Annotated in this window: 23 protein-coding genes and 1 pseudogene; 7 read left to right on the forward strand and 17 right to left on the reverse strand. The window is 46.5% G+C overall.

Annotated elements, in window-relative coordinates; all coding sequences use genetic code 11:
- Window position 1 precedes the first annotated feature (1 nt).
- The 9 genes from recO to rpoE all read right to left on the reverse strand — a co-directional run bounded on the left by recO (window position 2) and on the right by rpoE (window position 7,763).
- Window positions 2–682 (reverse strand): DNA repair protein RecO, encoded by a 681-nt coding sequence (recO, locus tag WH43_RS04115; RefSeq protein WP_053423379.1) that lies wholly within the window; start codon window positions 680–682, stop codon window positions 2–4.
- Window positions 683–1,579, reverse strand: coding sequence for a GTPase Era (gene era, locus WH43_RS04120; protein WP_053423380.1), 897 nt, complete (start codon window positions 1,577–1,579; stop codon window positions 683–685). It lies immediately after the preceding gene.
- On the reverse strand, window positions 1,569–2,243 hold the full coding sequence (gene rnc / locus WH43_RS04125) for a ribonuclease III (RefSeq protein WP_053423381.1): 675 nt from the start codon (window positions 2,241–2,243) through the stop codon (window positions 1,569–1,571). The genes era and rnc overlap by 11 nt, the downstream gene beginning before the upstream one ends.
- On the reverse strand, window positions 2,243–3,166 hold the full coding sequence (gene lepB / locus WH43_RS04130; protein WP_053423382.1) for a signal peptidase I: 924 nt from the start codon (window positions 3,164–3,166) through the stop codon (window positions 2,243–2,245). Before lepB ends, rnc begins: the two co-directional genes overlap by 1 nt.
- A 14-nt stretch (window positions 3,167–3,180) precedes the next feature.
- Window positions 3,181–4,980: a translation elongation factor 4 gene (gene lepA / locus WH43_RS04135; protein WP_053423383.1), complete on the reverse strand. Its 1,800-nt coding sequence runs from the start codon at window positions 4,978–4,980 to the stop codon at window positions 3,181–3,183.
- Between the two features lie 160 nt (window positions 4,981–5,140).
- Window positions 5,141–5,599 (reverse strand): SoxR reducing system RseC family protein, encoded by a 459-nt coding sequence (locus WH43_RS04140; RefSeq protein ID WP_053423384.1) that lies wholly within the window; start codon window positions 5,597–5,599, stop codon window positions 5,141–5,143.
- A complete protein-coding gene (locus WH43_RS04145) occupies window positions 5,600–6,523 on the reverse strand; it encodes a MucB/RseB C-terminal domain-containing protein (protein WP_053423385.1) in 924 nt (307 codons plus the stop codon).
- Between the two features lie 2 nt (window positions 6,524–6,525).
- A complete protein-coding gene (locus WH43_RS04150; RefSeq protein ID WP_053423386.1) occupies window positions 6,526–7,164 on the reverse strand; it encodes a sigma-E factor negative regulatory protein in 639 nt (212 codons plus the stop codon).
- 23 nt (window positions 7,165–7,187) lie between these two features.
- Window positions 7,188–7,763, reverse strand: a complete 576-nt coding sequence (rpoE, locus tag WH43_RS04155) for an RNA polymerase sigma factor RpoE (protein WP_053423387.1) — start codon at window positions 7,761–7,763, stop codon at window positions 7,188–7,190.
- 212 nt (window positions 7,764–7,975) lie between these two features.
- On the opposite strand from rpoE, the gene nadB reads away from it, so the two are divergent.
- Window positions 7,976–9,580, forward strand: coding sequence for an L-aspartate oxidase (gene nadB, locus WH43_RS04160; RefSeq protein ID WP_053423388.1), 1,605 nt, complete (start codon window positions 7,976–7,978; stop codon window positions 9,578–9,580).
- Here nadB and WH43_RS04165 read toward each other — a convergent pair.
- Complete coding sequence (locus WH43_RS04165) at window positions 9,563–10,009, reverse strand: protein YgfX (protein ID WP_147904993.1); 447 nt, start codon at window positions 10,007–10,009, stop codon at window positions 9,563–9,565. The genes nadB and WH43_RS04165 overlap by 18 nt on opposite strands.
- Window positions 9,987–10,238: an FAD assembly factor SdhE gene (locus WH43_RS04170; RefSeq protein WP_053423390.1), complete on the reverse strand. Its 252-nt coding sequence runs from the start codon at window positions 10,236–10,238 to the stop codon at window positions 9,987–9,989. The genes WH43_RS04165 and WH43_RS04170 overlap by 23 nt, the downstream gene beginning before the upstream one ends.
- A 139-nt stretch (window positions 10,239–10,377) precedes the next feature.
- Between WH43_RS04170 and ygfZ the strand changes: the two genes are divergently transcribed.
- From ygfZ to WH43_RS04185, 3 genes are all read left to right on the forward strand, one after another.
- Window positions 10,378–11,352, forward strand: a complete 975-nt coding sequence (ygfZ, locus tag WH43_RS04175; protein ID WP_053423391.1) for a tRNA-modifying protein YgfZ — start codon at window positions 10,378–10,380, stop codon at window positions 11,350–11,352.
- An 11-nt stretch (window positions 11,353–11,363) separates the two neighbouring features.
- Window positions 11,364–11,849, forward strand: a complete 486-nt coding sequence (locus tag WH43_RS04180) for an FKBP-type peptidyl-prolyl cis-trans isomerase (RefSeq protein WP_053423392.1) — start codon at window positions 11,364–11,366, stop codon at window positions 11,847–11,849.
- Between the two features lie 66 nt (window positions 11,850–11,915).
- Window positions 11,916–12,386: a CreA family protein gene (locus WH43_RS04185; protein ID WP_053423393.1), complete on the forward strand. Its 471-nt coding sequence runs from the start codon at window positions 11,916–11,918 to the stop codon at window positions 12,384–12,386.
- Here the strand turns inward: WH43_RS04185 and WH43_RS04190 are convergent.
- Window positions 12,383–13,450, reverse strand: coding sequence for an efflux RND transporter periplasmic adaptor subunit (locus WH43_RS04190; protein ID WP_053423394.1), 1,068 nt, complete (start codon window positions 13,448–13,450; stop codon window positions 12,383–12,385). The genes WH43_RS04185 and WH43_RS04190 overlap by 4 nt on opposite strands.
- Window positions 13,437–16,523, reverse strand: a complete 3,087-nt coding sequence (locus WH43_RS04195; RefSeq protein WP_053423395.1) for an efflux RND transporter permease subunit — start codon at window positions 16,521–16,523, stop codon at window positions 13,437–13,439. Before WH43_RS04195 ends, WH43_RS04190 begins: the two co-directional genes overlap by 14 nt.
- Before the next feature lie 204 nt (window positions 16,524–16,727).
- On the opposite strand from WH43_RS04195, the gene WH43_RS04200 reads away from it, so the two are divergent.
- Window positions 16,728–17,549, forward strand: coding sequence for a copper resistance protein NlpE N-terminal domain-containing protein (locus tag WH43_RS04200; RefSeq protein WP_053423396.1), 822 nt, complete (start codon window positions 16,728–16,730; stop codon window positions 17,547–17,549).
- Window positions 17,550–17,636: 87 nt separating this feature from the next.
- Window positions 17,637–18,815 carry an S-methyl-5-thioribose kinase gene (gene mtnK, locus WH43_RS04205; RefSeq protein WP_286049452.1) on the forward strand — a complete coding sequence of 393 codons (1,179 nt, stop codon included), beginning with the start codon at window positions 17,637–17,639 and terminating at the stop codon, window positions 18,813–18,815.
- Between the two features lie 18 nt (window positions 18,816–18,833).
- Here mtnK and WH43_RS04210 read toward each other — a convergent pair.
- The 4 genes and pseudogenes from WH43_RS04210 to WH43_RS04225 all read right to left on the reverse strand — a co-directional run bounded on the left by WH43_RS04210 (window position 18,834) and on the right by WH43_RS04225 (window position 23,166).
- Window positions 18,834–20,947: pseudogene (locus WH43_RS04210) on the reverse strand (peptidase domain-containing ABC transporter).
- Window positions 20,948–21,241: 294 nt separating this feature from the next.
- Window positions 21,242–21,550 carry a hypothetical protein gene (locus WH43_RS04215; RefSeq protein ID WP_053423397.1) on the reverse strand — a complete coding sequence of 103 codons (309 nt, stop codon included), beginning with the start codon at window positions 21,548–21,550 and terminating at the stop codon, window positions 21,242–21,244.
- A gap of 51 nt (window positions 21,551–21,601) precedes the next feature.
- A complete protein-coding gene (locus WH43_RS04220) occupies window positions 21,602–21,826 on the reverse strand; it encodes a hypothetical protein (RefSeq protein WP_053423398.1) in 225 nt (74 codons plus the stop codon).
- Window positions 21,827–21,906: 80 nt separating this feature from the next.
- The gene (locus WH43_RS04225; RefSeq protein WP_286049455.1) at window positions 21,907–23,166 is read right to left on the reverse strand and encodes a beta-barrel domain-containing protein; all 1,260 of its coding nucleotides are present in this window, start codon (window positions 23,164–23,166) and stop codon (window positions 21,907–21,909) included.
- A 651-nt stretch (window positions 23,167–23,817) separates the two neighbouring features.
- Between WH43_RS04225 and WH43_RS04230 the strand changes: the two genes are divergently transcribed.
- Window positions 23,818–26,091, forward strand: coding sequence for a TonB-dependent receptor (locus tag WH43_RS04230; RefSeq protein ID WP_053423399.1), 2,274 nt, complete (start codon window positions 23,818–23,820; stop codon window positions 26,089–26,091).
- The last annotated feature ends 33 nt before the right edge of the window (window positions 26,092–26,124 follow it).

The following is a 26,124-nucleotide window of genomic DNA, read 5'->3' on the forward strand; positions in this document are numbered from 1 at the left end:
ACTAATTCCTGATCGATTGAAATAATGCTCTGCTGCTCAAAGGTTTGCTGCCAAGCAAAGGCGCTAACCATAAACGGCTCAACTGCTTGGCGGTTTTTAATACGTTGTCCTGCTGCCAGTGCTGCTGACCTATGGCTTTCAGAGTTTCACCTTTCCAGCCTTTGCCTGCAATTTGCCAGCCTTGCTCGGGCCACCACTGATACAAAGCGCCGTCCTGTAAAGCCTCACCTGCAGAATCGTAATCCCAATCTACCGGCTGGCCTAACTCAGTCAGTAAGGAAAATTCAAACTGACGTAAACAGGGTTCCAAATCATCAGTGAGCAATTGCTGCAAAGTCTGCAGATACAACTCAAATAACGCATCTGAACCGACGCTTTGTGGCCATAACCGGCAAATCAGCTCGTTTAAATACATGGCGCCAAACAGCTTTTCGCCTTGTAGCAGAAAAGCTGGACCTGCTTCTTCCGCTTTACTTACGGTTTTTAAATCAGAACGGCCCACCAGTTCCAGCTGTAATAGCTGAAAAGGTTGCAAGGATAGACGTTGTTGTTTTTTACTGGCAGATTTGCGTATGACGGCGCTGACCCGACCCAGTTCAGGCAGCAGCAGTTGCACTAACAACTGCTGTTCCTTAAAAGCGCGGCTGTGCAGAATAAAAGCTGGCCAGCTGCGATTGTCCATCTAGTCTTCGCCGTAACCTAAGCTACGTAAAGCACGCTCATCATCAGCCCAGCCAGATTTCACTTTGACCCAGACCTGCAAAAATACCGGCTGTTCAAATAAGGTTTCCATATCTTTACGGGCTTCAGTGGCAATAGTTTTAATACGTTCGCCTTTTTTCCCTATCACCATCTGCTTTTGAGTATCGCGTTCAACCAAAACTAAAGCGGCGATGTGGTAATGTTTTTCTTCCCATTTAAAGCGCTCAATTTCAACTGTCACCGCATAAGGCAATTCGTCACCGAGAAAACGCATCAGCTTTTCCCGCACTATTTCAGACGCCATAAAACGGCTGCTGCGGTCCGTGACATATTCTTCCGGGAAGAAAAACTCACAAGGAGGTAACTGCTTTTGCACTAAGGCCCGCAGCTCCTGCACATTAGTACCTTTTTCTGCAGATAAAGGCACTATTTGCATAAAGTCAAGCTGACTGCTCAGCCACTGTAAATGCGGCAATAACTCTTCTTTGTCTTTGTATAAATCGACTTTATTCACCACCAGCAACACTGGTTTTTTCGCTGCGATCAAACGATTTAATACCATTTGATCGTCGTCTGTCCAACGGGTACCTTCGACGACAAAAATAATCAGCTCTACATCCAGTATGGTGCTGGCTGCAGCTTTGTTCATCAGGCGGTTAATGGCACGTTTTTCTTCGATATGCAGGCCAGGAGTATCAACATACACCGTCTGGTAATTATCCTGAGTGTCTATGCCAACGATACGGTGACGGGTAGTCTGGGGTTTACGCGAAGTAATACTGACCTTCTGACCAACCAGCTGATTTAATAAAGTGGATTTACCCACATTTGGACGGCCAACTATGGCAACCAGTCCGGCAAAAGTCTCAGTGGTCATTTTTTATCTGTTCCAACAACATTCGTGCTGAATCCTGTTCAGCTTTACGTCTGGAATTGCCAGACGCGATCACAGGGGCTCTGCCCTGCACAGTACAACGCACGGTAAACACCTGATCATGGTCTTCACCCTGGGTATCAATGACTTCGTACAAAGGCAAAGCTAAACGCCGACCTTGCAGGTATTCCTGCAGCTGGGTTTTACTGTCTTTTTGCACACCGGGTTGAATGCCAGTTAGACGGCTGCCAAACCAGCTTAAAATCCGCTCTTTGCAAGCATCAATACCAGAATCTAAAAAGATAGCACCTAAAATAGCCTCTACGGCGTCAGCCTGAATAGATTCACGGCGCAGGCCACCACTTTTCATCTCACCAGGGCCAAGCCGCAGGTATTCAGCCAGCTCCAGCTCTTTGGCTATTTCTGCCAGAGTAATGCCTTTGACCAAAGAAGAACGCATGCGGGTTAAATCGCCTTCGCGGGCTTTCGGGAAATGCTTGTATAGTGCTTCGGCAATCACCATGCTGAGCAGGGCGTCACCTAAAAATTCCAGCCGCTCATTGTGCTCACCTTTGCAACTGCGGTGAGTCAGGGCTTGTTCGAGTAAAGCGACCTGCTGAAACTGGTAACCCAGCTTTTTCATCAGGCCGCTGACAGGTTTTTGCATTAATTAATTTTGCCTAAACGTTCAAAACGCACACCGACAGGTACCCAGGAAGGTAACCAGTTGTTCGGATCGTCACTAAATTCAAAACTCATCCAGATAAACACCGCTTTACCGACCAGATTTTCTTCAGGTACAAAACCCCAGAAACGGCTGTCACGGCTATTATCGCGGTTGTCACCCAAGGCAAAATAATGGCCTTCCGGGACAATAAACTCTTCAATAGCTGTACCTGGTTGCTTGTAGTACTGCATCAGGTTTTCCGACTTAAACGGATGCTGCAGTATGTCGTGTTTGTGCTCGCCAAATTGCTCTGAATAACGCTTGGTTGGCAATTCGCCATCCATAAACTCGCCTTCGGCTTGCAAAGTTAAAGGCACAGCTTCTAAACCAGGGCAGGTACTTTTATCCGCTGCGGTACAAGCAGGCTGAATAAACAACTGTTTGTTCTTGTAGACGATACGGTCGCCCGGCAAACCTACAGTACGTTTAATAAAGTCGACTGTTGGCTGCTCCGGGTATTTAAATACGATCACGTCGCCGCGCTCTGGGCGGCCAGTCGTGATCAGCGGCTTACGCCAGACCGGATCTTTCACATCGTATGAAAACTTTTCCACCAGAATAAAATCACCGACCAACAAGGTAGGCATCATCGAGCCTGATGGGATCTGGAACGGCTCGTACAAAAACGAACGGATAATAGTAATAGCCAGAATGAGCGGGAAAATTTCTTTGGCTGTTTCTGCCAGATAAGACGGCTTTCCCAGTTCTTCTACCACATTTAACGGCAGGCCGCCGGCTGCAGCAGCCTGAGCGGTCGCAACTTTAACTTTACGCTTAGGCGCAAATACCAGTACATCGATCAGCCAGATTAAACCACTGGCCAAGGTCAATACTACGAGGAAAATTGCAAAATAACCTGCCATAACTACCCTTGTTATTATTTACCGACTTTAAGAATAGCAAGGAAGGCTTCCTGCGGAACTTCCACATTACCTACCTGCTTCATACGCTTTTTACCGTCTTTCTGTTTCTGTAACAGCTTTTTCTTCCGGCTGATATCGCCGCCATAACACTTGGCCAATACGTTTTTACGCAACTGCTTGACCGTAGTACGAGCAATGACGTGTGCACCAATGGCAGCCTGAATCGCAATATCGAACATCTGACGAGGGATCAGATCTTTGAGTTTTTCAGCCAGTTCACGGCCACGGCTTTGGGCAAAGTCTTTATGACTGATGATCGCCAAAGCATCGACCCGCTCACCGTTGATCAGAATATCAACCCGTGACATCTCGGACGCCTGGAAACGTTTAAAGGCATAATCCAGCGAAGCATAACCACGGCTGGTTGACTTTAAGCGGTCGAAGAAATCCATCACCACTTCAGCCATTGGCAGTTCATACACCACTGCAACCTGACGACCATGGTAGGTCATGTTGACTTGCACACCACGTTTTTCGATACAAAGGTTAATCACGTTACCTAAGTATTCCTGTGGCACCAGAATATGAGCTTCGACTATAGGCTCACGAATTTCGTCGATGTTACCTACAGGCGGCAATGCACTTGGGTTATCCACCATCACGGTTTCACCGTTTTTGGTGATGACTTCGTACACTACGGTAGGCGCTGTGGTGATTAAATCTAAATCGTATTCACGCTCTAAACGTTCCTGAATAATTTCCATATGCAGCATGCCCAGGAAACCAATACGGAAACCAAAACCTAAAGCACTGGAGCTTTCTGGTTCATAAAATAGTGAAGAGTCGTTTAAACTAAGTTTTTCCAAAGCATCACGGAAATCTTCGTAGTCGTCGGAAGACACAGGGAATACGCCGGCATACACCTGAGGTTTAATGCGCTTAAAACCAGGTAATGGCTCAGAAGCAGGATTTTTGGCTAAAGTTAAAGTATCGCCAACAGGCGCACCTTTGATTTCTTTGATACCACAGATGACAAAACCTACTTCACCTGTACTTAAAATACCTGTGTTGTTGGCTTTAGGCGTAAATACACCTACTTTGTCGACTTCATACACCATGCCGGTCGACATCACTTTGATTTTGTCTTTCAGCTGGATTTTGCCGTGTTTTACACGAACCAGTGACACGACGCCCTGATAAGGGTCGAACCAGGAGTCGATAATTAAGGCCTGAGTAGGAGCATCTACATCACCCTCAGGGCAAGGAATATTAGCGACTATAGTTTCCAATACATCTTCAATACCTAAACCTGTTTTGGCAGAACATTGCACTGCACCCACAGCTTCAATGCCGATAATGTCTTCAATTTCTTCAGCAACGCGGTCTGGATCGGCTTGCGGTAAGTCGATTTTATTCAGAATTGGTAATACTTCGAGGTTCATTTCCAGCGCTGTGTAGCAGTTGGCTACTGTCTGAGCTTCTACGCCCTGACCGGCATCAACCACTAATAAAGCACCTTCACAGGCCGCTAAAGAGCGGCTGACTTCGTAAGTAAAGTCGACGTGACCTGGTGTATCGATAAAGTTCAGCTGATAAGTTTCGCCATCTTTAGCTTTGTAATGCAAAGTCACGCTTTGCGCTTTAATAGTGATGCCACGTTCACGTTCCAGATCCATTGAATCTAAAACCTGCGCCTGCATTTCACGATCGCTTAAGCCACCACAGTGTTGGATCAGACGATCCGACAAGGTAGATTTGCCATGGTCGATGTGGGCTATGACTGAAAAGTTACGAATATGAGTAATTTTTGGCATTTTTTCCGCTAAAGCTGCTATCAGGTGGCCCCTGTCTGACCCTTATGGTCACAAACCGGGCGAACACCAAAGTTGATTCAGATAAATTTGCCGCGAATTGTACTCGATCTCTGCATTGGTTGCTATGTGTTCAGATGTTACAGCGAATTTCAGCGCAGCTTTAATCTGTGATCCGGACATGTTGCACAGCAAGCTCCGGCAATATGGCGAGGATTTCTATTTGCTCTTGCGCGGTCGCTGGTCCAGTGAAAAAACGCGCAACGACAAAACCAGCCAGCAAAGCGGTTAAAGAGCCCAGCACTACGGCCGTTTCGGCCAGTTGCAACCGACTAAGCAAAGCGGCCACTGCAATAAGACAAAATAATGGCAGCAAATACAACAAAGCGGCAGCAGACAACAGATGCTGTTCGCTGACGGCAATTTTAACTTTTTGCCCTTCTAATAACTGCAACTGGCTTTTGACAAAAAACAGGTTTTCACGTGGAGTTAAGGCTTTAGCTACAACTCCTGTACCGCAGTCATTGTTGGCCTGACAGGAGTTACAGCTGCTGACACTTTGAGTTTTTAGCCAGACACCATCGCTCTGGCTTTTCATCACTGTAGCAATTTCTTCCAGCATTTAGCGCACCGACTCAGCAATTTGCCGTGCATTTTCAATAGATACGGGACCTATCACTGTGACGTCAAATTGATTTTTAGGCATCACAAAGATGGTTGTAGCGCCATCCCGGAAAGCCTGAGCTGGCAAGCTGGCACTGGGCTGCACAAACACAGACACCTGATGCAAACCGTCAGACAACAGCCATTGCTCCAGCACTTGATTTGGCACCATAGCAGCGGTCACTGCAACTTGTTGATACCCTTCAGGTAACCAGGACAATTCCAGAGGACTTTCAGGCAAAGCGGCAACAGGCATAGGTTCGGCTATAGCAGGCAATTCAGCTTTAGCCGCGATACTTAAAGTTTCAGGCAAAGCGGAGTGTGGCAGAATATGGGTCACCACCCAACGCTCTAATACTTCATTCTGTACAGTCAGGGTATCTATTTTTAACGGAAACCCCGTTTCACTGTCCAGCCACAACCAATAACCAGGTCTGCCGTTTTGTAGCGGAGTTAAACGCAGCAGTTGGGCTGAACGACCAGATAACTGAGTGGCACCACCTGGCACTGCGTCATACAGCGCTTTAATAGACTCAATATCACGGTACAACAAGGCTGGTAACTCTTTAATTGTACCGCTATTCGTTGCTAACGGCGTTTTCTCAGGGGCAATGTAATACACCATCTGATTGCGACGCAGTATTTCAACACCACTTTGTTCCAGCGGCATTAATTGTTCTATTTCGGCCTCATTTTGTACGCCATGGACCCACCGATAGCTATCTACCTGGTTAGGTTTAATCACCACAAAGGAAGCTTCGAAGTTAAATTGGCGAACTGAGCTTTGACTACGCTCAAACCATTCCCAACCCGAGACTTCAGCGAAGCTCAGGTTGGAGTAAAACAAGATGATCAAGGCACTACTTAAGCCTTTCCAACTCATATTTATTGCTCTTGAACTGGTTTCTCAGCAGGGGTTTGCGGAGCTTTCTGCTGTGCAGTGTCCATCACCCGGATTTGCTGACGATGTGCCTGCAGCAGTTGCTGCAAACGTTTTTGTTGTTCTAACATGGCCTGACGCTGTTCCTGTTCAAAACGGGAATCAACTGAGGTCTGGCTCAGGCTAACAGGAGTTGCAAAACCTGCCACTGGCTGCGTTTGTAACACAGGAAGAGGTGAGTTCAGATCTGCATCCTGAGTTGTGCCCTGAAACTGTTGTACACCTAACACTGCAATTAATGCAACGCTGGCCGCAACCGTACCCTGCAAACCAGTTTTGAACCAACCGGTATTGGCCGCTTCACCCAGTTTTTTCCAGAACGACACTGGCGTATCTTGTCTCTGTACTGCAGGGCTGCTTTCTAACTGATAAGCAGGTTCCTGATCCAACAGGCTGGCAAAGTTATCTGCAAACTGCATATCCAGTTGAGCCGGCAATTCATTACGAATAGCAGCACCAATCAAATGATAACGCGCGAAGCTTTGCTGTAATTCAGCGTCTTGCAGTAAACGGTCTAATTGTTCCGGACTAATCGCTTCGTTATCGCTAGCAGCCGAGAGCCAATCTGATTTTTCTGACAACATACCGATTCCTGTTTAGTAGAGGTTCAACTAATGAGCGGCTTTAACTGCGCATCAATAGCTTCACGTGCACGGAAAATCCGACTTCTGACTGTCCCTATAGGACAACCCATCACTTCCGCAATCTCTTCGTAACTTAAACCATCCAATTCACGCAGAGTTATAGCTGTGCGCAATTCGTCAGGCAACTTTTCGATGGTATCGAACACTACATGCCGGATCTCTTCAGATAACAAAAGCTTTTCCGGAGAATCCTGCTCTTTTAACGCATCGCTGCCGTCATAAAACTCGGCATCATCAGCATCTACATCTGTAGATGGTGGTTTGCGTCCTGTCGCTACCAGGTAATTTTTAGCGCTGTTCACAGCTATCCGATACAACCAGGTGTAAAATGCACTCTCCCCACGAAAGCCAGGAATAGCACGGTAAGCTTTAATAAAGGCTTCCTGAGCTACGTCTGCCACATCGCCATGGTTAGAGACATAACGTGAGATTAAGTTCGCAATTCTATGTTGGTATTTTTTTACCAACAGATTAAAGGCTGCTTTATCCCCTTGTTGTACCCGCTGGACAATCTGCCAATCCAATTCTTGCTCGCTCATCCGAGCCTTTCCCCTAATGCTAAATACTACTTTCTTTTTGCAACTGGCGCTCGTCAAGCGTACCCTTATGACTGGAAGCTATATGAATAGTTCTGCAAATAAGTAAAAAAAGTTACAATTTGCCGCAAATCAAACGGCCAGTTGCCGAAAAGTAGCGTATAAAGACCCAAATTACAGACATTTATGTGTTTTTGACTGAATAAGTGTATCCCATGCAACAACAAAAAAAACATCTTTGTGACGTATTAATTATTGGCAGCGGTGCTGCAGGTTTATCGCTGGCTTTGCATCTGGCTGACAACGCCAAAGTGATAGTGCTGAGTAAAGGCCCCTTACGTGAGGGTTCTACTTTGTATGCTCAGGGTGGTATCGCTGCTGTTTTCGATGAAAACGACAGTATCGCCTCCCATGTCGACGACACTTTAATAGCAGGCGCAGGCTTGTGCGAAGCAGCAGCAGTGCAATTTACCGCCGAGCATGCCAAAGATGCGATGGAATGGTTAATAGCCCAAGGTGTGCCTTTTGATCAGTACAAAGACGAAGACGGCGTGCTGAAATATCATCTGACCCGTGAAGGTGGCCACAGCCACAGACGCATTTTACACGCTGCGGATGCCACTGGCCGCGCTGTGCAAATCACCTTAGTGGAACAAGTCAAAGGCCACCCGAATATTCAGTTGCTGGAAAACTACAACGCTATTGATTTAATTACCTCAAGCAAGCTCGGATTAGCAGGGCAAAAATGCCACGGTGCTTACGTCTGGAACCGTGATGAAGAATGTGTCGAAGTCATAGGCGCTAAATGTGTCGCTTTGGCGACAGGCGGAGCCAGCAAAGTCTATCTGTATACCAGTAATCCTGATGTGGCTAGTGGTGATGGCATAGCGATGGCATGGCGCGCAGGTTGTAGCGTAGCCAATATGGAATTTAATCAGTTCCATCCAACCAGTTTGTACCATCCTGAAGCGCAAAATTATCTGATCACAGAAGCCATGCGTGGTGAAGGTGCCTATTTAAAGCGGCCTGACGGCAGTCGTTTTATGCCTGATTTTGATGAAAGAGCTGAATTAGCGCCACGCGATATTGTGGCCCGCGCCATTGACTATGAAATGAAAAAGCTTGGTGCACACTGTGTCTATCTGGATATCAGTCACAAACCGAAAGACTTTATCATTGAGCACTTCCCGACTATTTACGCGAAATGTTTAAGTGTCGGCATCGACATCACCAAACAGCCTATTCCTGTGGTGCCGGCAGCGCATTACACCTGCGGTGGTGTCATGACGAATCTGAATGGTCAAACCGATATTGATAACCTGTATGCGGTAGGTGAAGTAGCCTACACAGGCTTACATGGCGCTAACCGCATGGCCAGCAATTCCTTGCTGGAATGTATCGTCTTTGCTCAGTCTGCAGCACGACACATTAAACAGCAACTGGAGTCTACCCGCTTAGTCACTGAACTGCCTTGCTGGGATGAAAGCCGCGTCACTGACTCAGATGAAGAGGTAGTGATTACTCACAACTGGCATGAACTACGGCTTTTTATGTGGGATTATGTCGGTATAGTCCGTACTGAAAAGCGTTTAGAGCGGGCGTTGCACAGAGTTGAATTATTACAGCGTGAGATTCAGGATTATTATCGTAACTTCCGAGTGAGTAATAATCTGTTGGAGCTGCGTAATTTAACTATGGTGGCTGAACTGATTATTCGCAGCGCCATGCAGCGCAAAGAAAGCCGGGGTCTGCATTACAATCTGGATTATCCGGAGCAGTTAGCCAAACCCACTCCTACTATCTTAACGCCGGTTCGCTGAACCGGCTTGTTGCTGCCATTTAACGCTCTGACAAACCCGGGCCAGACTGCGAAAATGCTCTTCCGATAAATTATCTCTATATACCCACAACTGCTGTGGTCGTTGATATATATCCTGCCAGCGCAACCAAATTCCTAACTGAGACACTAAAGACTCCGGCAACAACTGCCCTGCCGGCAGTTCATCCTGCCACCATTTCAGCTCGCCCTTTTCGCTTAAAAACAGCAGTCGCGCTTTGACGGGTTGTTGCCATTGCCGCAGCAGTTGATAAAAACAAAAGAACAACCAGGGCCATAGCACCAGCCACCACAAAGCATAAAAAGGTTGCAGCAGAAAAATAAGCAAAATAAACAGACTTTGCGCCAGATAGACAATCCGGCGCATACGGGATGGCACAAAGCTTAGGTTATACCCGTACTCTGTTAACAATGATAGTCACCATCTCCTGCAACTCTGGATCTGCAGATTTACCATGCCCCATAAACCAGGCAAATAAATCCGGATCATCGCAAGCTAACAGAGTTTCAAAAGTATGTTTTTGTGCATCGGTTAACGCGTCATATCCTTCTTCAACAAAGGGGGCTAATAGCACATCAAGCTCTAACATGCCACGACGACAGGCCCAGCGCAGGCGGGGTTTACCCATGAGTTCTTTCATATTTACCTCTCGTTCTTGAAGACGCAACCGCGCTTACAGCTTTGGTATTGACCGGATTCTAACAAAAAAACCATATAGGGGTTGAGCTTTTGGCCAGATTCCCCAATGATCACTATAGTATTTTAAGAGACTTACCCTTATGCAAGCATCCTGGATCAGTGCCGACCAACTCGCATCCTTAACTACCTTAGTGCAAGACGCCTTTATCAGTCCGTTGCCGGGCTTTGAAAGTCTGATTATTTCAGGGCCAGATAACCGTAAATATCTGCAGGGTCAGGTGACCGCAGATCTGAACACACTGACCAGCGACAATTTTCTGCGTGGTGCTCATTGTGATGCCAAAGGCAAAATGTGGGCCCAGTTTCATTTATGTGCTGAAGGCGAAAGCTTATGGTACATAGGTTTTCGCGACGAACTGCAGGCCTCAGCCACTCAATTGAAAAAATTTGGTGTATTTTCTAAAGTCAGCTTTGAGGCTGGCCATGACACGTTAGCTATTTTAGGTATCAGTGGCACAGGTACAGCAGCTTTACTGGAGAAATTGGGTTACACACAGCCTGCCGCTGCCGGCCAGTTAAGCTCTGTAGCGGGCGGGAAATTGTTGCGTTTGGCTGATGAGCATTACCTGTTAATACTGGATTTTGCTCATGCCAGACAATTATTGGCGGAACAATCGGCTTATCTGGCGGCGCCAACCTTGTGGTTAGCTCAGCATATTCAACAAGGATTCTCCTATTTAGAACAAGCTGTAATTGGCGAATACGTGCCACAGATGCTGAATTTACAAAGTATCGACGCCATTAGTTTTACCAAAGGTTGTTACATAGGCCAGGAAACTGTGGCCCGAATGAAATATCTGGGTAAAAATAAAAGAGCAGCTTATATCCTCAATAGTCAAACAGAGGAAACTCCGGCCAGCGGTACAGATATTGAAGTACAATGGTCGGAAAACTGGCGTCGGGTTGGCCAGGTCATTAATGCGGTGAATATTCAGGGGCAACTTTGGGTGTTGGCGGTGTTACCAAACGATATAAACCCAGCTGATCCTCTGCGATTAGCAACTCCGGATGCATCGGTTTTAGCGATATCACCTTTGCCCTATTCACTTGCGTAACTGAGGTTTGCATGAGCATACAAGCAGAAAAAGTAGTCGCCATTCATTACACTGTGGCTGACAAAGCAGGCAACGAATTAGACAGTTCAGCTGGCGGCGAACCGCTGGTATTTATTTTTGGTACTGGTGCCTTAATTCATGGTTTGGAACAGGCTTTATTAGGTAAAACTGTAGGCGATAAATTCAAAGCTGAAGTACCAGCGGCAGAAGCCTACGGTGATCGTCATGATGAATTAACTCAGGCGGTACCACGTAATTTATTCGAAGGCATGGATGTACAGGTTGGCATGCGTTTTCGCGCTGCAGGCCCGGACGGCCGTGAGCAGTCTGTCATTGTATTAGACGTGACAGAAGACGAAGTGGTGGTCGACGGTAATCACCCACTGTCAGGCATTGACCTTACTTTTGATGTCGAAGTGGTTTTAGTTCGCGACGCCACAGACGAAGAGCTGGCGCACGGCCATGTGCATGGTTTAGATGGCCACGCCGGGCACTAAAACAAAACACCAAAACGGAGCTATCAAGCTCCGTTTTGTTATCAAGGTTAATAAGGATGATGAACAATGAAAAAATGGCTTTTGATTGTTACCGCTCTCGGTCTTGCGGCTTGTTCTGACAAAGAAGTAGCGGATGTCAGCTTAGGTTTATTCACCACCAAAGACATTAAAATTCAGACCTTTAACGATCCGAAAATCCCTGGTGTGACTTGTCATATCAGCCATGTCGAAGCCAATCTGGACTTTGCTGACCCATCGGACATGTCCATTGCCTGCCGTCAGACCGGAGAAATCACCGCTGCCATGTTGCAGGGCATTGATCTGTCCAAAAATGGTGAAGTGATTTTCAGCACCTCAAAAAGTGTATTGTTTAAGCACTTAAAAATCCGCCGTATTCTGGACAGTAGCAGCCAAACCTTGTTGTATTTGTCGTATTCCACCAAAGAAAGCACCGGCAGCTATAAACATTCGCTGACCAGCGTGCCACTTTGGGGCACAGCTGCCTGGCAAGACAAAACGCCAGCTAAAACACCTTAAGTTTTTACCGGAAACTCTTTATCGGTCAGTACCTTAACTTTATCGCCTTGAGTTAAGGTGTCGCCGCCCCGGATCACGATTTGCTCACCCGCTGACAACTCTGCATCCACAGCGATGAGTTTGCCCATGCCCTGGCCCAACTGTACGGCTTTTTGTTGAGCCTTTTGCTCGTTATCAACCACAAACACAAACTGCCCCTCACTTTTGACTACCACAGCATCACGCGGCACTAACAACTGCTGACGAGCTATAGCTGTAGGTACAGCGACAGAGACTAACTGTCCGACCTGAAAGTTTGCCAGCAGTTGCTCTGGTACTTTGATGCGGGCTTCAAAAGTTTGCGAGCGCATATCAGAGACCGGGATCAGATTGCGCACTGGCAACTGACTTTCGCCGCCGCTATGAAACACTTGAAGTAGCTGATTTTTCTGTAAAAAAGCGGCATATTTCAGCGGCGCGAATACCACTACTTCCAAGTCGCTTAAATTCACCAGCCGCACCAGCGCGTCTGTCCTGCTGATGTCTTCACCATACTGATGAAAACGCTGCGCCACCACACCGGCAAAAGGAGCTTTGACTGAGCTGCGGTCAATTTGATCCTGTAGCTGCGCCAGTTGAGCACGCAATAATTTCAGTTCAGCTTCGGCGCTGTCGCGCTCAGCACTGATCTGATCCAGTTGAGTCAGAGCTACACTATTGTTTTTACTCAGCTCCAGCAAACGGGCAGCATCTTTTTGCAATCTCTTCCACTGAATATCAGCTCTGCTGATGCGGGCGTTCATCTCATCAACGCGCAGTTGCAAAGGTGTAGTGTCCAGGCGGGCTATCACGTCATTTTGTTGAATTTGCGTACCAGGTTCAGCCAACCACAATAAACGACCTTCTACCCCGGCTGTCACATCCGCCTGATACCGGCTTTGCACCTGAGCTGTCACCATAGTATGTGGCAACATCACCTGCTGCTGCACCTGCGCCACACTCACCACTTTTTCCGGCGGAGTCTGCGCGACCAGGTAAGGAGAACAAAATAAAGCCGTGGTCAGAACCCATTTATAAAGTTGCATCAGAGATCTCCATAGGAATGGCAGCCCGGTCGCTTTGCTGGACTGCAGAAGTCAAACGTAATAAGGCCGGAATCAGGATCAGACTAAACAGCATGCTAAAGGTCATACCGCCGACAATCACAGCCGCCAAACCCCGGTATATTTCCGAACCTACACCAGGCACCAGCACCAGTGGCAACATGCCAAAAATACTGGTTAAGGTGCTCATAAAAATAGGTCTGGAGCGGGTCAGAATGGCCTGATATAAGGCTTGATCCAGAGTCAGCCCCTGACGCTGGCTTTGCCGGCACTGGTCAACTAACAAAATGGCATTATTGACCACCAGCCCCAGCAAAATCACAAAACCTATCATGGTCAACAGATCAAGCGACTGAAAAGTCACCAGATTGAGTAGTCGCAGCGCCACCACACCACCCAAAATAGCCATAGGCATGGTCAGAACCACCAGTACACTGTCCCTGGAAGAACGAAATAATGCAGCCATCAACAGGAATAGGATAAATACAGCCACCGCAAAGTTTTTCCCCATCTCCGTCATTGCATGCGATAAACGGTCGGCATTGCCGCGAAACTGCACTGAAATTTGTTCCGGCATGTCATCACGCAACGGGGTCATCAGCTCACGCTGTAAAATTTGCATGGCTTCATCCAGTGGCATAGTGGCAGGTGGGGTGATTTGTAAACTGATAGTCCGCAAACCATTGACCCTCTGCAATGACGTGGGACCTGTAGTGTAATTCAGCTCACTTAGCTGGCCTAAAGTCTGGCTACCTGAGCCAGGTGTGTACAAAGGTGTTGCCGTCAGTTGCTCCGGAGTTTGCCAGCCCTGGCCTTTAAGGATAATGTCCATCCGTTCATTACCATCAAAGTACTCGCCGATATAAATACCGTCGGTAACAGCACGCACCATATTGGCAACGGTGAAACGGTCTACCCCACTTTGCGCTATGCGGTTTTCATCCGGCAGTAAGCGCAGTTCTGGCTGAGCAAGGGCTAAATCAGGTACAGGTCGTACTGTGGCTCCAGGCAGTAATTGCTCGATTTTTGGCATAGCGTCAGCGGCCTGCTGCATCAGTTGTGGTACATCCGGGCCTTGAAAGTCTAAGTTCAATTCACGGCCACTGCCAAAACCAAAGTTAAATAACGAGCCTTGCACGCTAAAAGTATTGGTATCAGGCAAACCAACCAGAATTTCTTCCCGCAATAATTTGATCATATCCTCTATGCTGTCAGGGTCTTCGGCATAGACAAAAAGTACGTTAAAACCTCTGTTGATCGACAGGTTATAGCCCTTAATCGCCGGGTATTTTTTCTCCTGATAATAAGGCCGTAAGCGGCTGACCAACAGATCACCAATCTCCTGCTCCAGAACCTGCATATTAGCGCCCGGTGGTAATGAGAAGCCTGAAAACACAGTATCAATAGAGGCCTGAGGCAAAAAATCAGCCTTGGGTAATAACAACCCAATAAGCAGCACAGCACCAGGCACAAACAAACCAACCCATACCAAAGCCTTTTTCCGGCTCAGGGTCAGATAGCTCATGCGGGTTGCCAGTCTTTGCCAAAACAGCAGCACTGTGTCCTGACCGGCTTGAGGTTTTAACCAATACAAAGAAGCAACAGGTAAGACTGTTAAAGCCACCAATAAAGAGGCCGTTACAGCCACAGCCAAGGTCAGAGCTAAATCATAAAACAGCTGCCCTTCGACGCCCTGCATAAACAACACCGGAACAAAAATAGCTATTGTAGTTGCCGTGGAGGCCCAAAGCGCACTACTGACCTGAGCTGTGCCTTTTTTCACCGCCTGCTCCAGCGCTAAACCCTGCTGCAATAAGCGTACTATGTTTTCTTGCACTATGATGGCGGCGTCCAACACCATACCGACCGCAAAAGCCAGTCCGGCCAGGGACACCACATTCAAAGAGCGGCCAAACAAATCCAGTACCATAATGGACATCATTAACGAAACAGGAATGGTTAAACCAATCAGCAGAGTGGCCTGCCAACCACGTAAAAACAGATACAAAATACCCAGAGCTAAGGCGATACCCAACATCAGATTGCCGTTGACCAGCTCTATAGCTCTTTTGATATGGACTGAAGCGTCAAAACTCAGCACTATTTCAATGCCTTTGTTTTGCAACTCGTTTTGATTTAAGTCAGCTATTTCCTTATTCAGCGCATCCAAAATTTCGACAGTGTTCGAACCTGCAGCGCGCTGCAAAGTAATATAAAAGGCCGGATAACCGTTACGTTTGGTAAAACCAGCCTGTTCAGCATAATCAATTTTTACTTCGGCCACTTCATGCAAATACACAGGCCTGTCATTCTGATAGGCCACCACTATTTGCTCGTACTGCGCCGGATCATACTGCCCAACAAAGCGTACTGTGTACTCGCGACGACCTACTTCAGCAAAACCACCAGAAACGTTACTGGCACGACCTATCCGTGCACTCAGTTGATCGACCGACAAGCCCAGAGCAGCCAGACGATAGGGGTCAAAGACTATATGTAATTCTTTAGCACGGCGGCTGGCTAAATCGACTTGGGACACTCCTGCTATAGCTTTTAATCTTGGATAGACCACATCATCAATCACCGGTTGTAAGGCGGTAAAATCTGCGTCCGCATTTTCATCAAGCTTGCGGATCAACAAACTGGCGACAGGTCCGGCGCCACTGTTAAGTGAAACTACAGGTTCGGCTGCTTCTCGTGGCCTCGGAGGTGCCTGATTTAGCGCATTAATGACATTCAGCATGGCTTGCTGCATATCCTGACCTACGTCAAAAGTCAGGGTGATAAAACCAAAACCAGCACCAATAAAGCTGCTGCTTTCGGTGACACCAGGCACAGTGCGCAGTGCAGCCTCCTGGGGCTCAATAATGGTAGATTCCATTTCTTCAGGAGCAGCGGCCCGCCAGCCATTTTGAATAAAAATTTGCGGTTGTTCTATTGAAGGTAAAAGCTGGACTGGTAACTTAGCTACGGCAAGCAGACCAAATAACACCATAATCAGACTGACCACCACCACAGCGGCCGGATTTTTTATACTGCTTCGGGTTAAGTTCATCACTCTGTTCTACTCTATTCAGGGACAAGATAACTGATTACCAGTGTACCCAGCGCTGTGACAGGCTCCACTGAGCTGTGACCAGCGGTGGTGAATACAGGTTGGCATAGCGTTTTTCCAGTCAATTCAGTTTTGGTAAAGCAGACAGTTTTTAAACTACGGCACAATACATTGCCCTGCACGACGGACAGATGGAGAAAGTTTATGATAAAACCAGTGATACTCAGCCTGAGCGCCTGCCTTGTTTTGGTGGCTTGTGGACCTGCACCAACAGAGACCTCGGTGCCAACTCAACCTTTGACTCAGAGCCCAACAGCACAGACAGACACTGCAGCTGCACCAGATAAAAGCAACAGCGCTAACTCTTTGGATTGGGCTGGAGAATACAAAGGTGTAGTGCCTTGCGCCGACTGTGAAGGCATTGAAACTTCGTTAACCTTAAATATGGACCAAAGTTATCAGCTCAGCACCATATATCTTGGCAAAGATGCTACAGCCTTTAAACAACAAGGTCAGTTTGAGTGGGATGCCAATGGCTCTGTGATTCGTTTGCTCAACCAGAAAGATGGTCCAGCTTTGTATAAAGTAGGTGAGAATCAGTTGTTCCAGTTGGATATACAAGGTCAGGTTATCAGTGGTGACTTGGCCGAAAACTATAAGCTGAAGAAACAAAATAAAACAGAACCGACTCTGACAGGCGTGCGCTGGAAACTAACGGAAATCATGGGACAAAGGGTCGCAGCGACAGAACCGGATATGACACCTTATCTGCAGTTTGGTGAAGATGGCAGGGTCAGCGGCTTCGCTGGCTGTAATCAGTTCACCGGAGCTTATGAAACAGAAGGGCTGCGACTGACCTTTAAACCTATGGCTACGACAGAAAAAGCCTGTCTGAACGCTTCGGTCGAGCAGCAGTTTTTGACCACCCTACAAGGTGTGGACAACTACAGTCTGAATGACTCTGGTTTAGCCTTTTATAAAGCGCGTACTGCAGCATTATTGCGTTTTAGCGAAGCCCAACCTTAGAACCAAAGGGGTGCTCAGAATAAAAAGGCCATTGTGCAGCCCAAAAGGGTTTGCGATGATGGCCTTTTAGCTGATGGATCTACCCTGATGTCTTACCACGCTTTCACTCCAAAAGACGCCGCAGTTTTCGCCGACAAGCATAGCGATTTATTTGGCGATCACAGCCAGTTGAGTGCAGAACAACTGGACACCACAGGTCTGAATCAAGTGTTCCGGGTTAAAAACAACAGAGGCACCAGCCTTATCGTCAAACAAGCCCTACCCGAACACTCAGGGTTAACCCAACATTGGCCGGTCAGCTTACACAGGGCTCAAATTGAAGCTGATGTTTTAAAACATCATGCCAAAATTTGCCCTGAGTATCTGGTAGAAGTTTTCTATTATGATCAGGAGCTTGCAGCTTTATTGTTAGAAGATTTATCCGACTGCGCTGTGCTTCGTAACGTTTTTCATAGCGGGCAACAACCCGAACATATTGGGCTACATCTGGGCCGTTATCTGGCAAAAACCAGTTTTTACAGCAGCGACTTTGTGCTGACTGGTCCGGTAAAAAAAGCACGACAACTGCAGTTTAACAACCCGGAACTTTGTTTGGTAACCGAAGATCTGGTCTTTACCGATCCCTACTGCAACCATGAACGCAACAGCCTGAGCGTAGCACAACTGCCAGAATTGCGGGAGCTATGGCTGAATGAGGCACTGCAGGCCGAAGTAGCTCAGTTAAAAGCAGACTATCTGACTAAACCTCAAGTCTTACTGCATGGAGATTTGCATTGCGGTAACCTGCTAATTAGCCATGAAGAATATAAAGTGATAGGTGCAGAATTTGGCTGTTACGGTCCAGCTGGCTTTGACACTGGTACTTTTATTGCCAGCCTTATTTTGAATTTCATGGTGCAAAGCACCGCCAAAAAAACTCAGGCTCAGCAATATTTCTCCAGTCAAATTCACTTATTTTGGCAGGAGTTCTCGACTGTATTCAACGCTTTGATGCAAAAGGAAACCAAGGATCAGAGTTTTCAGAATGCCATGTATCAACAACATTTCTTACAGCAGTTATGGCAGGACACTTTAGGTTATGTTGGCTGCGAGTTGATCCGCCGGACCCTGGGCTGGGCACAGGCTGAGGAGTTGAAAAAATTACCGGATAGCAGTTTTAAAATTCAGACTCAGCGACAACTTTTGGCGCTGGGTCAGGATTTCATCATGCACCGTCGGCACATGACACCAGAGCAGTTGCTGGCAAAACTAGCTCAACAGATTTGAACTCTGGCGGCCGAAAAACTAAGTCACGTCTGCACGACGAAGTGACACAGTTGCAGGATGAAGCTGCTGAAACTCTCGGGTAATATCGGTCAGTTGGCCTTGCTGTAGTAATAAAATTCGATCTGCAGTCAAAATAGTCTCAGGCCTGTGAGCCACTATGATGCGACTGATCTGCAACTGACGAATAGCCTGATTCACACGAGCCTCCAGCATCACATCCAGGTGACTGGTGGCTTCATCCAGCACTAAAACCCTGGGCTTGTGATACAAAGCTCTGGCCAACAACAAACGCTGTTGCTGGCCACCAGACAAAGCTGAGCCCATATCGCCAATCAGCGTATTGTAGCCCATGGGCATAGCCACAATATCCTGATGAATAGCGGCAAGTTCGGCACAATGCATCACATGCTGCACCTCAGGTTTTGGGCTAAAGAAGCTAATATTGTCCATGATCGAACCTGATAACAGCTGATCATTCTGCATCACAGCCGCAATTTGACTACGATAATGTTGCAGGCCGAAGCTGGTTAACTCCATACCATCCACCAGCACTTTGCCCTGCTGCGCACTGATAAATCCAAGAATCACTTTAGCAAACTAGTTTTGCCTATACCTGAAGGACCAACGATAGCAATACTTTCACCGGGTGATAGCTTAAAATTTAGCTGGTTGAACAACCAGGGCTCCTGCTCCGACTGACGAAAACTCAAATCACGCAATTCAATATGGCCCTGTAACGACAAGTACGGCTGGGTTTCGCCTGACTTTTCAGTTTCAGTAAGCGCAATATCGGCCAGACGTTGTAAATGCAGCTCCAACATCCTGAACTCAACCCAATGATCAATAAAAGCGGAGGCTCTTTGAGTGAACTGACTTTTGTAGCTGGCAAAAGCGAACAACATGCCAACGCTAAATGTATGACCAAGCACAGCCAACGCCGCCAGATAAATCACAATAATATGCTCAATACCAAATAACAGCTGATGTACTGCTTGCAGCGATATTTGCCAGCGGCCCAGCCTGAAGTGTTGATCTACAGATGTTGAATACTGATTTTGCCACAAGCTTAAACGTTGGCTTTGTTTTGAAAACAACTGCAACGACTGAATGGCCCTAATACTCTCCATAAAGCTAGATTGTTCTTTCGCCTGAGCGACAATACTTTGCTCTGTGCATTGTTTTAGTGGTGCGTAAAAAATTAATCTCATTAAGGCATAAAGTAACACCGCCGTTAGCACCACAGCAGCTAGTACAGGCTGATACACAAAAAGTAACACCAATACCGCAGATGCCATCAAGCCATCAATTAAAGCCTCTATCAGGCTAGTGGTCAGTAATTCCCGTAGTTGCTGTAATGAGCCAAAACGCGACACTATATCGCCCATATGGCGCTTTTCAAAAAAGCCAAGCGGCAAATGCAACAAGTGCCGGAACAGATTGGTCGCCAGTTGCAGATTCAGTACAGAACCTAAATGCAGTACCAGCCAGCTGCGTAGTATATTGGTCAGTATTTGCAGGAACAGTAATAAGCCGAAACCAAACGCCAACACATACAATAAATCCAAATCCCGGCTTACTAACACTTCATCAACAACCAGTTGCATGTAATAAGGCGCGACCAGCAGAAAAAACTGCAGCACAACCGACATGAACAGGATCCGCATTAAAGCAGGCCATAATCCGGATGCAGAGGACCAGAACTGCCGAATACTTAATGTCTGCCGATGATCTGTTTTTTCAAACCCAGCTGTGGGAGTCAGCTCCAGTGCAATACCAGTAAAGCATTGATCAACATCAGAGGACTTTAAATCTCTCTTACCAAAAGCCGGATCAAGAATTTGGATAGCCTGACCTTTCACTTTGATCAGCACCACAAAATGACTCATCTGCCAATGCAAAATACAAGGCAGTTTCAGTTGTGACAGTTCATCAGGTTCCAATCGTAAAGCGCGGGCAGCCAACCCTAACTGATCAGCCAACTGCATCAGATGCTGCAAAGTCGCACCTTTGAGAGAGAGTGGGTAACGCTGACGCAAACTAGCCATATCGGTCTTATAACCATAAGCACCAGCCACCATGGCCAGACAAGCCAAACCACATTCTGCGGCTTCAGATTGATAGATGATTTGCATAACAACAGTTCCACTGATAAAAAACTTATAAATGCGTTGTGTTAATGGCCTGATTCATTCCGAAAGTATGTCTCTAACTACCTCGTACATGAGTAAAAAAGAACAATGTAAAAGCCTACGATTTGTCCAAGTTTGAACACAGGTATCAGCTTAAGCTCTGCAAATCTAATGACTCAATGCGATATAGTTATCCATGGAGAACTCTCAGAACCAAAATATATATATTTACAGCACCCTAGCTATGAAAAAGCTCTTTATCTCTCCATGTTAAGGTCCGAATAAAGTCAGGTTCTGTTAGAAAAATAATTTCCCTATCAAGCCAATAACTATGAATATAAAAGCAACACTGGTAATTGCACCTGATAGAGCATCCGTCGAATACGAGATATTGTTTAAATCATCCAATCTTTTAATCGGCGATCTATAAAAATCTGGGTCTTTTGGTCCTAGAGCTAACACCAGTGAAGTCCCTAGAGAGGACAGAAATCCCCATATATCGTTTGTTGATATGGCATGTATCGAAAGCAAAAACATAGCAAATGCCGCGCTATAAAGGATGACGAGGACCTCTTTTTCAGTCATTTTAGACTTTAAGCTTTTCATAATTCCTCCTCTCTAAAAGGGAGATGAATGTCTTCATCCTCCAAGCCAAAACTAAAAGAACATTGAGTCAATCAAACTGGCGATCTTCTTCTGAATAAGAGTATTACTATTCAGAAATTCACCAATCATATACCCAGCACTAAAGGCTCCACCAACAGCCCCCCAACCTTTAAATGTAGTCAGGGCCAATCTAGCAGACATACCGGGCCATATATCTGTTGGGGGTTTAAAGCCACCACTTACTTCGTTCACTTGTTCACATGTTAACTCTTTCATTTTTGAGCTCCTTTCATTAATTAGACTCTGACATCGCCAGAGCCATCATTCTGTGCCTCACTGCAAGTACACAGCATGATTTAAATCTGAAAACGACCTTTTAAGCTGACCAATGGTTCCAACAACCAACTCAATACTGAACGCTGTTCCAGTACGATATCTGCATTTAATAACATACCGGCCTGCAATGGCAGTTGCTCACCGTAAGCCTCAATAAACTGTTGGTTCAGGCGCACTTGCACTTGATACACAGGTTCCTGAATACGTACAGGGCTATCAGGGTCTTGTGCCATCAACACGGCTTTTGACAGCTGACTTACTTCTCCCTGATACAAACCAAAACGCTGATAAGGAAAGGCATCAAATCGGAGCCAGGTTGTCTGGCCAGGCTGGATAAAACCAAAAGCACGGGTTGGAACTAATAATTGAGCGTACAAAACACCAGCTTCAGGTAATAGCTGCATCAGCACCTGAGAACCCTGTAATTGCTGCCCCTGAGCTACCACCAAATTAGTCACCCGACCTGAAACCGGAGCCGTTAACAGCACTTCCCCCCGGGCCATTAGTTCGGTCTTTTGTTGTTCAAACTGCAGTTGTTCGACTTTGAGTTGTTGCAACTGGCGCTGGAGATCCACAGGCAGAGTCTGACGCTGGTGCTCCCACTGGATTTGTTGTTGGCGAATAGATTGAGCTAAAGTTTGTACCTCGGCTAGCTGTTGCTGCAGCATCAGATGTTGATCTTGTTGTTGCTCTAATTGCAGCCTGGGTAAATGCCCTTTGAGCGCAAGCTTCTGTTGAGAAGCCAAACGTTCGGCTTGTAAGCCGATACGCTCAGTAAGTAACTTCTGCTGGCGTTGATTATCTGATAATTGCTGTTTGACGTTATTAATTTGCACCGCAAGTTGCTGGTCTTGCTGCTCAAAACTCTGAATCAGTTCCTGCTGCTTTTGGCTGTTTAATACCAGTTGACGTGTCAGGCTACTTTGCAAATGACTCGTCAAGCTCTGCCCTGCGGCCAGAAATTCATCACTGCTCAATAAAGCCAACTTTTGACCAGCCTCAACCTGAGTTCCATCCTGCACATAAAGTTGGGTAAGCACGGCTGAACGTTGACTCTGAATACGGACCACACCAGTAGAAGGCTTTAGATATCCCTGTACCGTCTCTTTACGGGAAAAATTAGCCTGATGTAAAAACAACAGCAGACTAGACACAATCAAAATTAAGCAAAAGCACAAAACCGAGCTGCTGACAGGCTGAACAACACTGACCTTCCCCTCGAGCCGCTGTTGCTGCGCCTGCACAGCTTTAACTCTAAATAAAGCTTGTTCTGTCGCCATACAGTGAAACTCCATGCAGTTTTTACACTGCCAAAAGATTTTCCACTTTGTGTCGACAGGCTTACACCCAACACCGCTGAAAACTGAAATTAGACGTAAAAACCAAGTGTAGTAGAGTCAAAAAAATAAACAAATAATTAACATAGAATATTCTATTAGTGCGGGGCGGAAAAAGCTGAAGCTTCCGCTCTGTCTGTCACCGGATACGAAAAAGTATGGACCAGCCCGCAGATATTGAATAATCAAAGCGAAAAACTAACAGGAATACTAGCTTTACTTGCGGCTGGATAGCTCAGCTATACAAGCCTGATAGTCGGTCACAATCCGCTTCTGCTCCGCTCTCCCTCTCACCAAACTGGTAGCACAACTAATACCGCCCTTTTTCAGCTAAAAATATCAACCTGACGAAGTTATCATCAGGTAAACCAGACCTTGCTTAAGTAGATAATGTACAAATAACCTACAGCAAACTGATGATTATTAGCCATTTTATCCACCAAATCGGCAAAAGTAGCTGCAAAATGCTATAGTAGCGTACAAGTTATCAGGCAAACACTGTGGTCACTCCAGAGTTTGTAGGGTTCGCTTTGATAACTATCCGCAGGACGCACCAGAAAATACATAACAGCCTAAAACTAAGGTAAAACATTGATGAAAACATGCAAAAAGTCTGTTCTGGCATTGAGTATTCAGGCCAGTCTGCTCGCTGCAGCCATGGGTCTTTCTCCTGCTTTATTCGCGCAGGAAAGTGACAAAGATCAGGCTGCTGAAGAGACAAAATTGGAACGCATTATGGTGACGGCACAGAAACGTGTGCAAAGCACCCAGGAAGTTCCTATCTCTATTGCAACTTTAAGCGGTGAGAAATTCGACGCTTTGTTTGCAGGTGGCGAGGACATTCAGGCTTTATCTGGCAAGATCCCAGGTTTATACGCTGAGTCATCAAACGGCCGTGCTGCACCACGTTTTTATATTCGTGGTTTGGGAAACACAGATTTTGACCTGGCCGCTTCTCAGCCAGTTTCTGTGATTATGGATGACGTGGTGATGGAAAACGTGATCCTCAAAAGCTTCCCGTTATTTGATATCGAGCAAGCTGAAGTGATCCGTGGCCCGCAAGGCACCTTGTTTGGCCGCAATACCACAGCAGGTATTGTGAAATTTAATTCAGTGAAACCGACACAGGACTTCGAAGCTTATACCAAAGCAACAGTGGGCAGCTTCGGCACTATTAACCTGGAAGGTGCTGCAGGTGGTGGTTTAACGGACGAGTTATCTGCCCGTATTTCTTTGATGAACCAAAACCGTGATGACTGGGTCGATAACGGTTTTACCGGTGAAAAAGATTTCACTGGTGGTCACGACGAAAAAGCAGGCCGTCTGCAGTTCTTATATGACACGGATGCCTTTTCAGCCTTGTTGAACGTACACGGTCGAAAACTGGATGGCACCTCATCTTTATTCAGAGCCAATATCCTGACTCCGGGCAGCAATGAGCTGAACGAAAATTATGATCGCGATACCGTCTATTACGACAAAGGCGATGGCAACTTCCAGAAATATGACAACTTCGGTACGTCGTTAACGTTCGAATTCGCGTTAAAAGACATGACCTTGACCATGATTTCAGCAATGGAAAAAGCCGACGGTAAAGGCAAAGGTGATATCGATGGTGGTCACCGTATCGATGCTAACTTTGACAACATCCCTGAACAAATGGGTCCAGGTTTTATTCCTTTTGATGCCGTAACTGAAGATCAGTTGAACGATTTAGAGCAGTACACTCAGGAAATACGTTTAGCCAGCGATACCAACGAGGCTTTAGAGTGGCAGGTGGGTGCTTTCTACTTTGACTCTTCTTTTGGTGTGACTAGTGTTGATGGTTACTACGGTGCAACCACTGTCTACCATGGCAACGAAAGTTGGGCTGTATTTGGTCAATCTACTTACAATCTAACCGACCGCTGGGATATCACTGGTGGTGTTCGTTACACTTATGATGAAAAAACCTTCTGGGTCGGTCAGCAAAACGTGGATGGTTTTGCGTTAGTGACTGGAGATGCCAGTATCCAGAATTACGATCCTCTCAAAGTCGACGATGGCCAGGTGAGCTGGGAATTAAGCAGCAACTATCGTCTGACCGATACCACCAGCGTTTTTGGTCGTGTTGCCAGCGGTTTCCGTGCTCAGTCGATTCAAGGTCGTGATGTTGCCTTCGAAAAAGCGCCTTCAGTCGCTGATTCAGAAACTATCACTTCATTTGAAGTAGGTGCTAAGTCTGACTTACTGGACGATTCACTGCGTCTGAACGGTGCGCTGTTTTATTACACCATTGACGATATTCAGTTATCCGCTATTGGTGGTGAAACTCAGGGCAATCAGTTGATTAATGCCGACAAAGGCGTGGGTTATGGTTTCGAAGTGGATGCTGAATGGCGTGCCACCAAGAGCCTGGTGGTAGGTGGTGGTTTCAGCTACAACAATACAGAGCTGAAGGACCAAAACTTACTGGTTGCTCCGTGCGGTTCAGGTGCCTGCACACCAACAGACCCAGCTGGTGGTAATGGTTTAGTCTTTATTGACGGCAATCCGTTCCCGCAAGCTCCTGAAACTATTCTGACGGTGAACGCCCGTTACGATATTCCGGTTAGCACAGGTGAGATTTATATTTATGGTGATGTAGCCCGTCAGGGTGATACCAACCTGTTCCTGTATGAATCTATGGAATACCGCACCAATGGTAACTTCGAAGCTGGTTTACGTATTGGTTATCTGAACTTCGATAACAACTACGAAGTGGCTTTATTTGGCCGCAATATTACCGACGAAGAAAACTTAAAAGGTGCTATCGATTTCAACAACCTGACAGGTTTTGTTAACGAACCTCGTATCATCGGTGTTGAGTTTAAAAAGAACTTTTTCTAAGTTGTAATTTTAGACAAAAAAGGGCATACATTG

The sequence above is a fragment of the Rheinheimera sp. KL1 genome, assembly GCF_001275035.1.
GTDB lineage: Bacteria > Pseudomonadota > Gammaproteobacteria > Enterobacterales > Alteromonadaceae > Pararheinheimera > Pararheinheimera tangshanensis.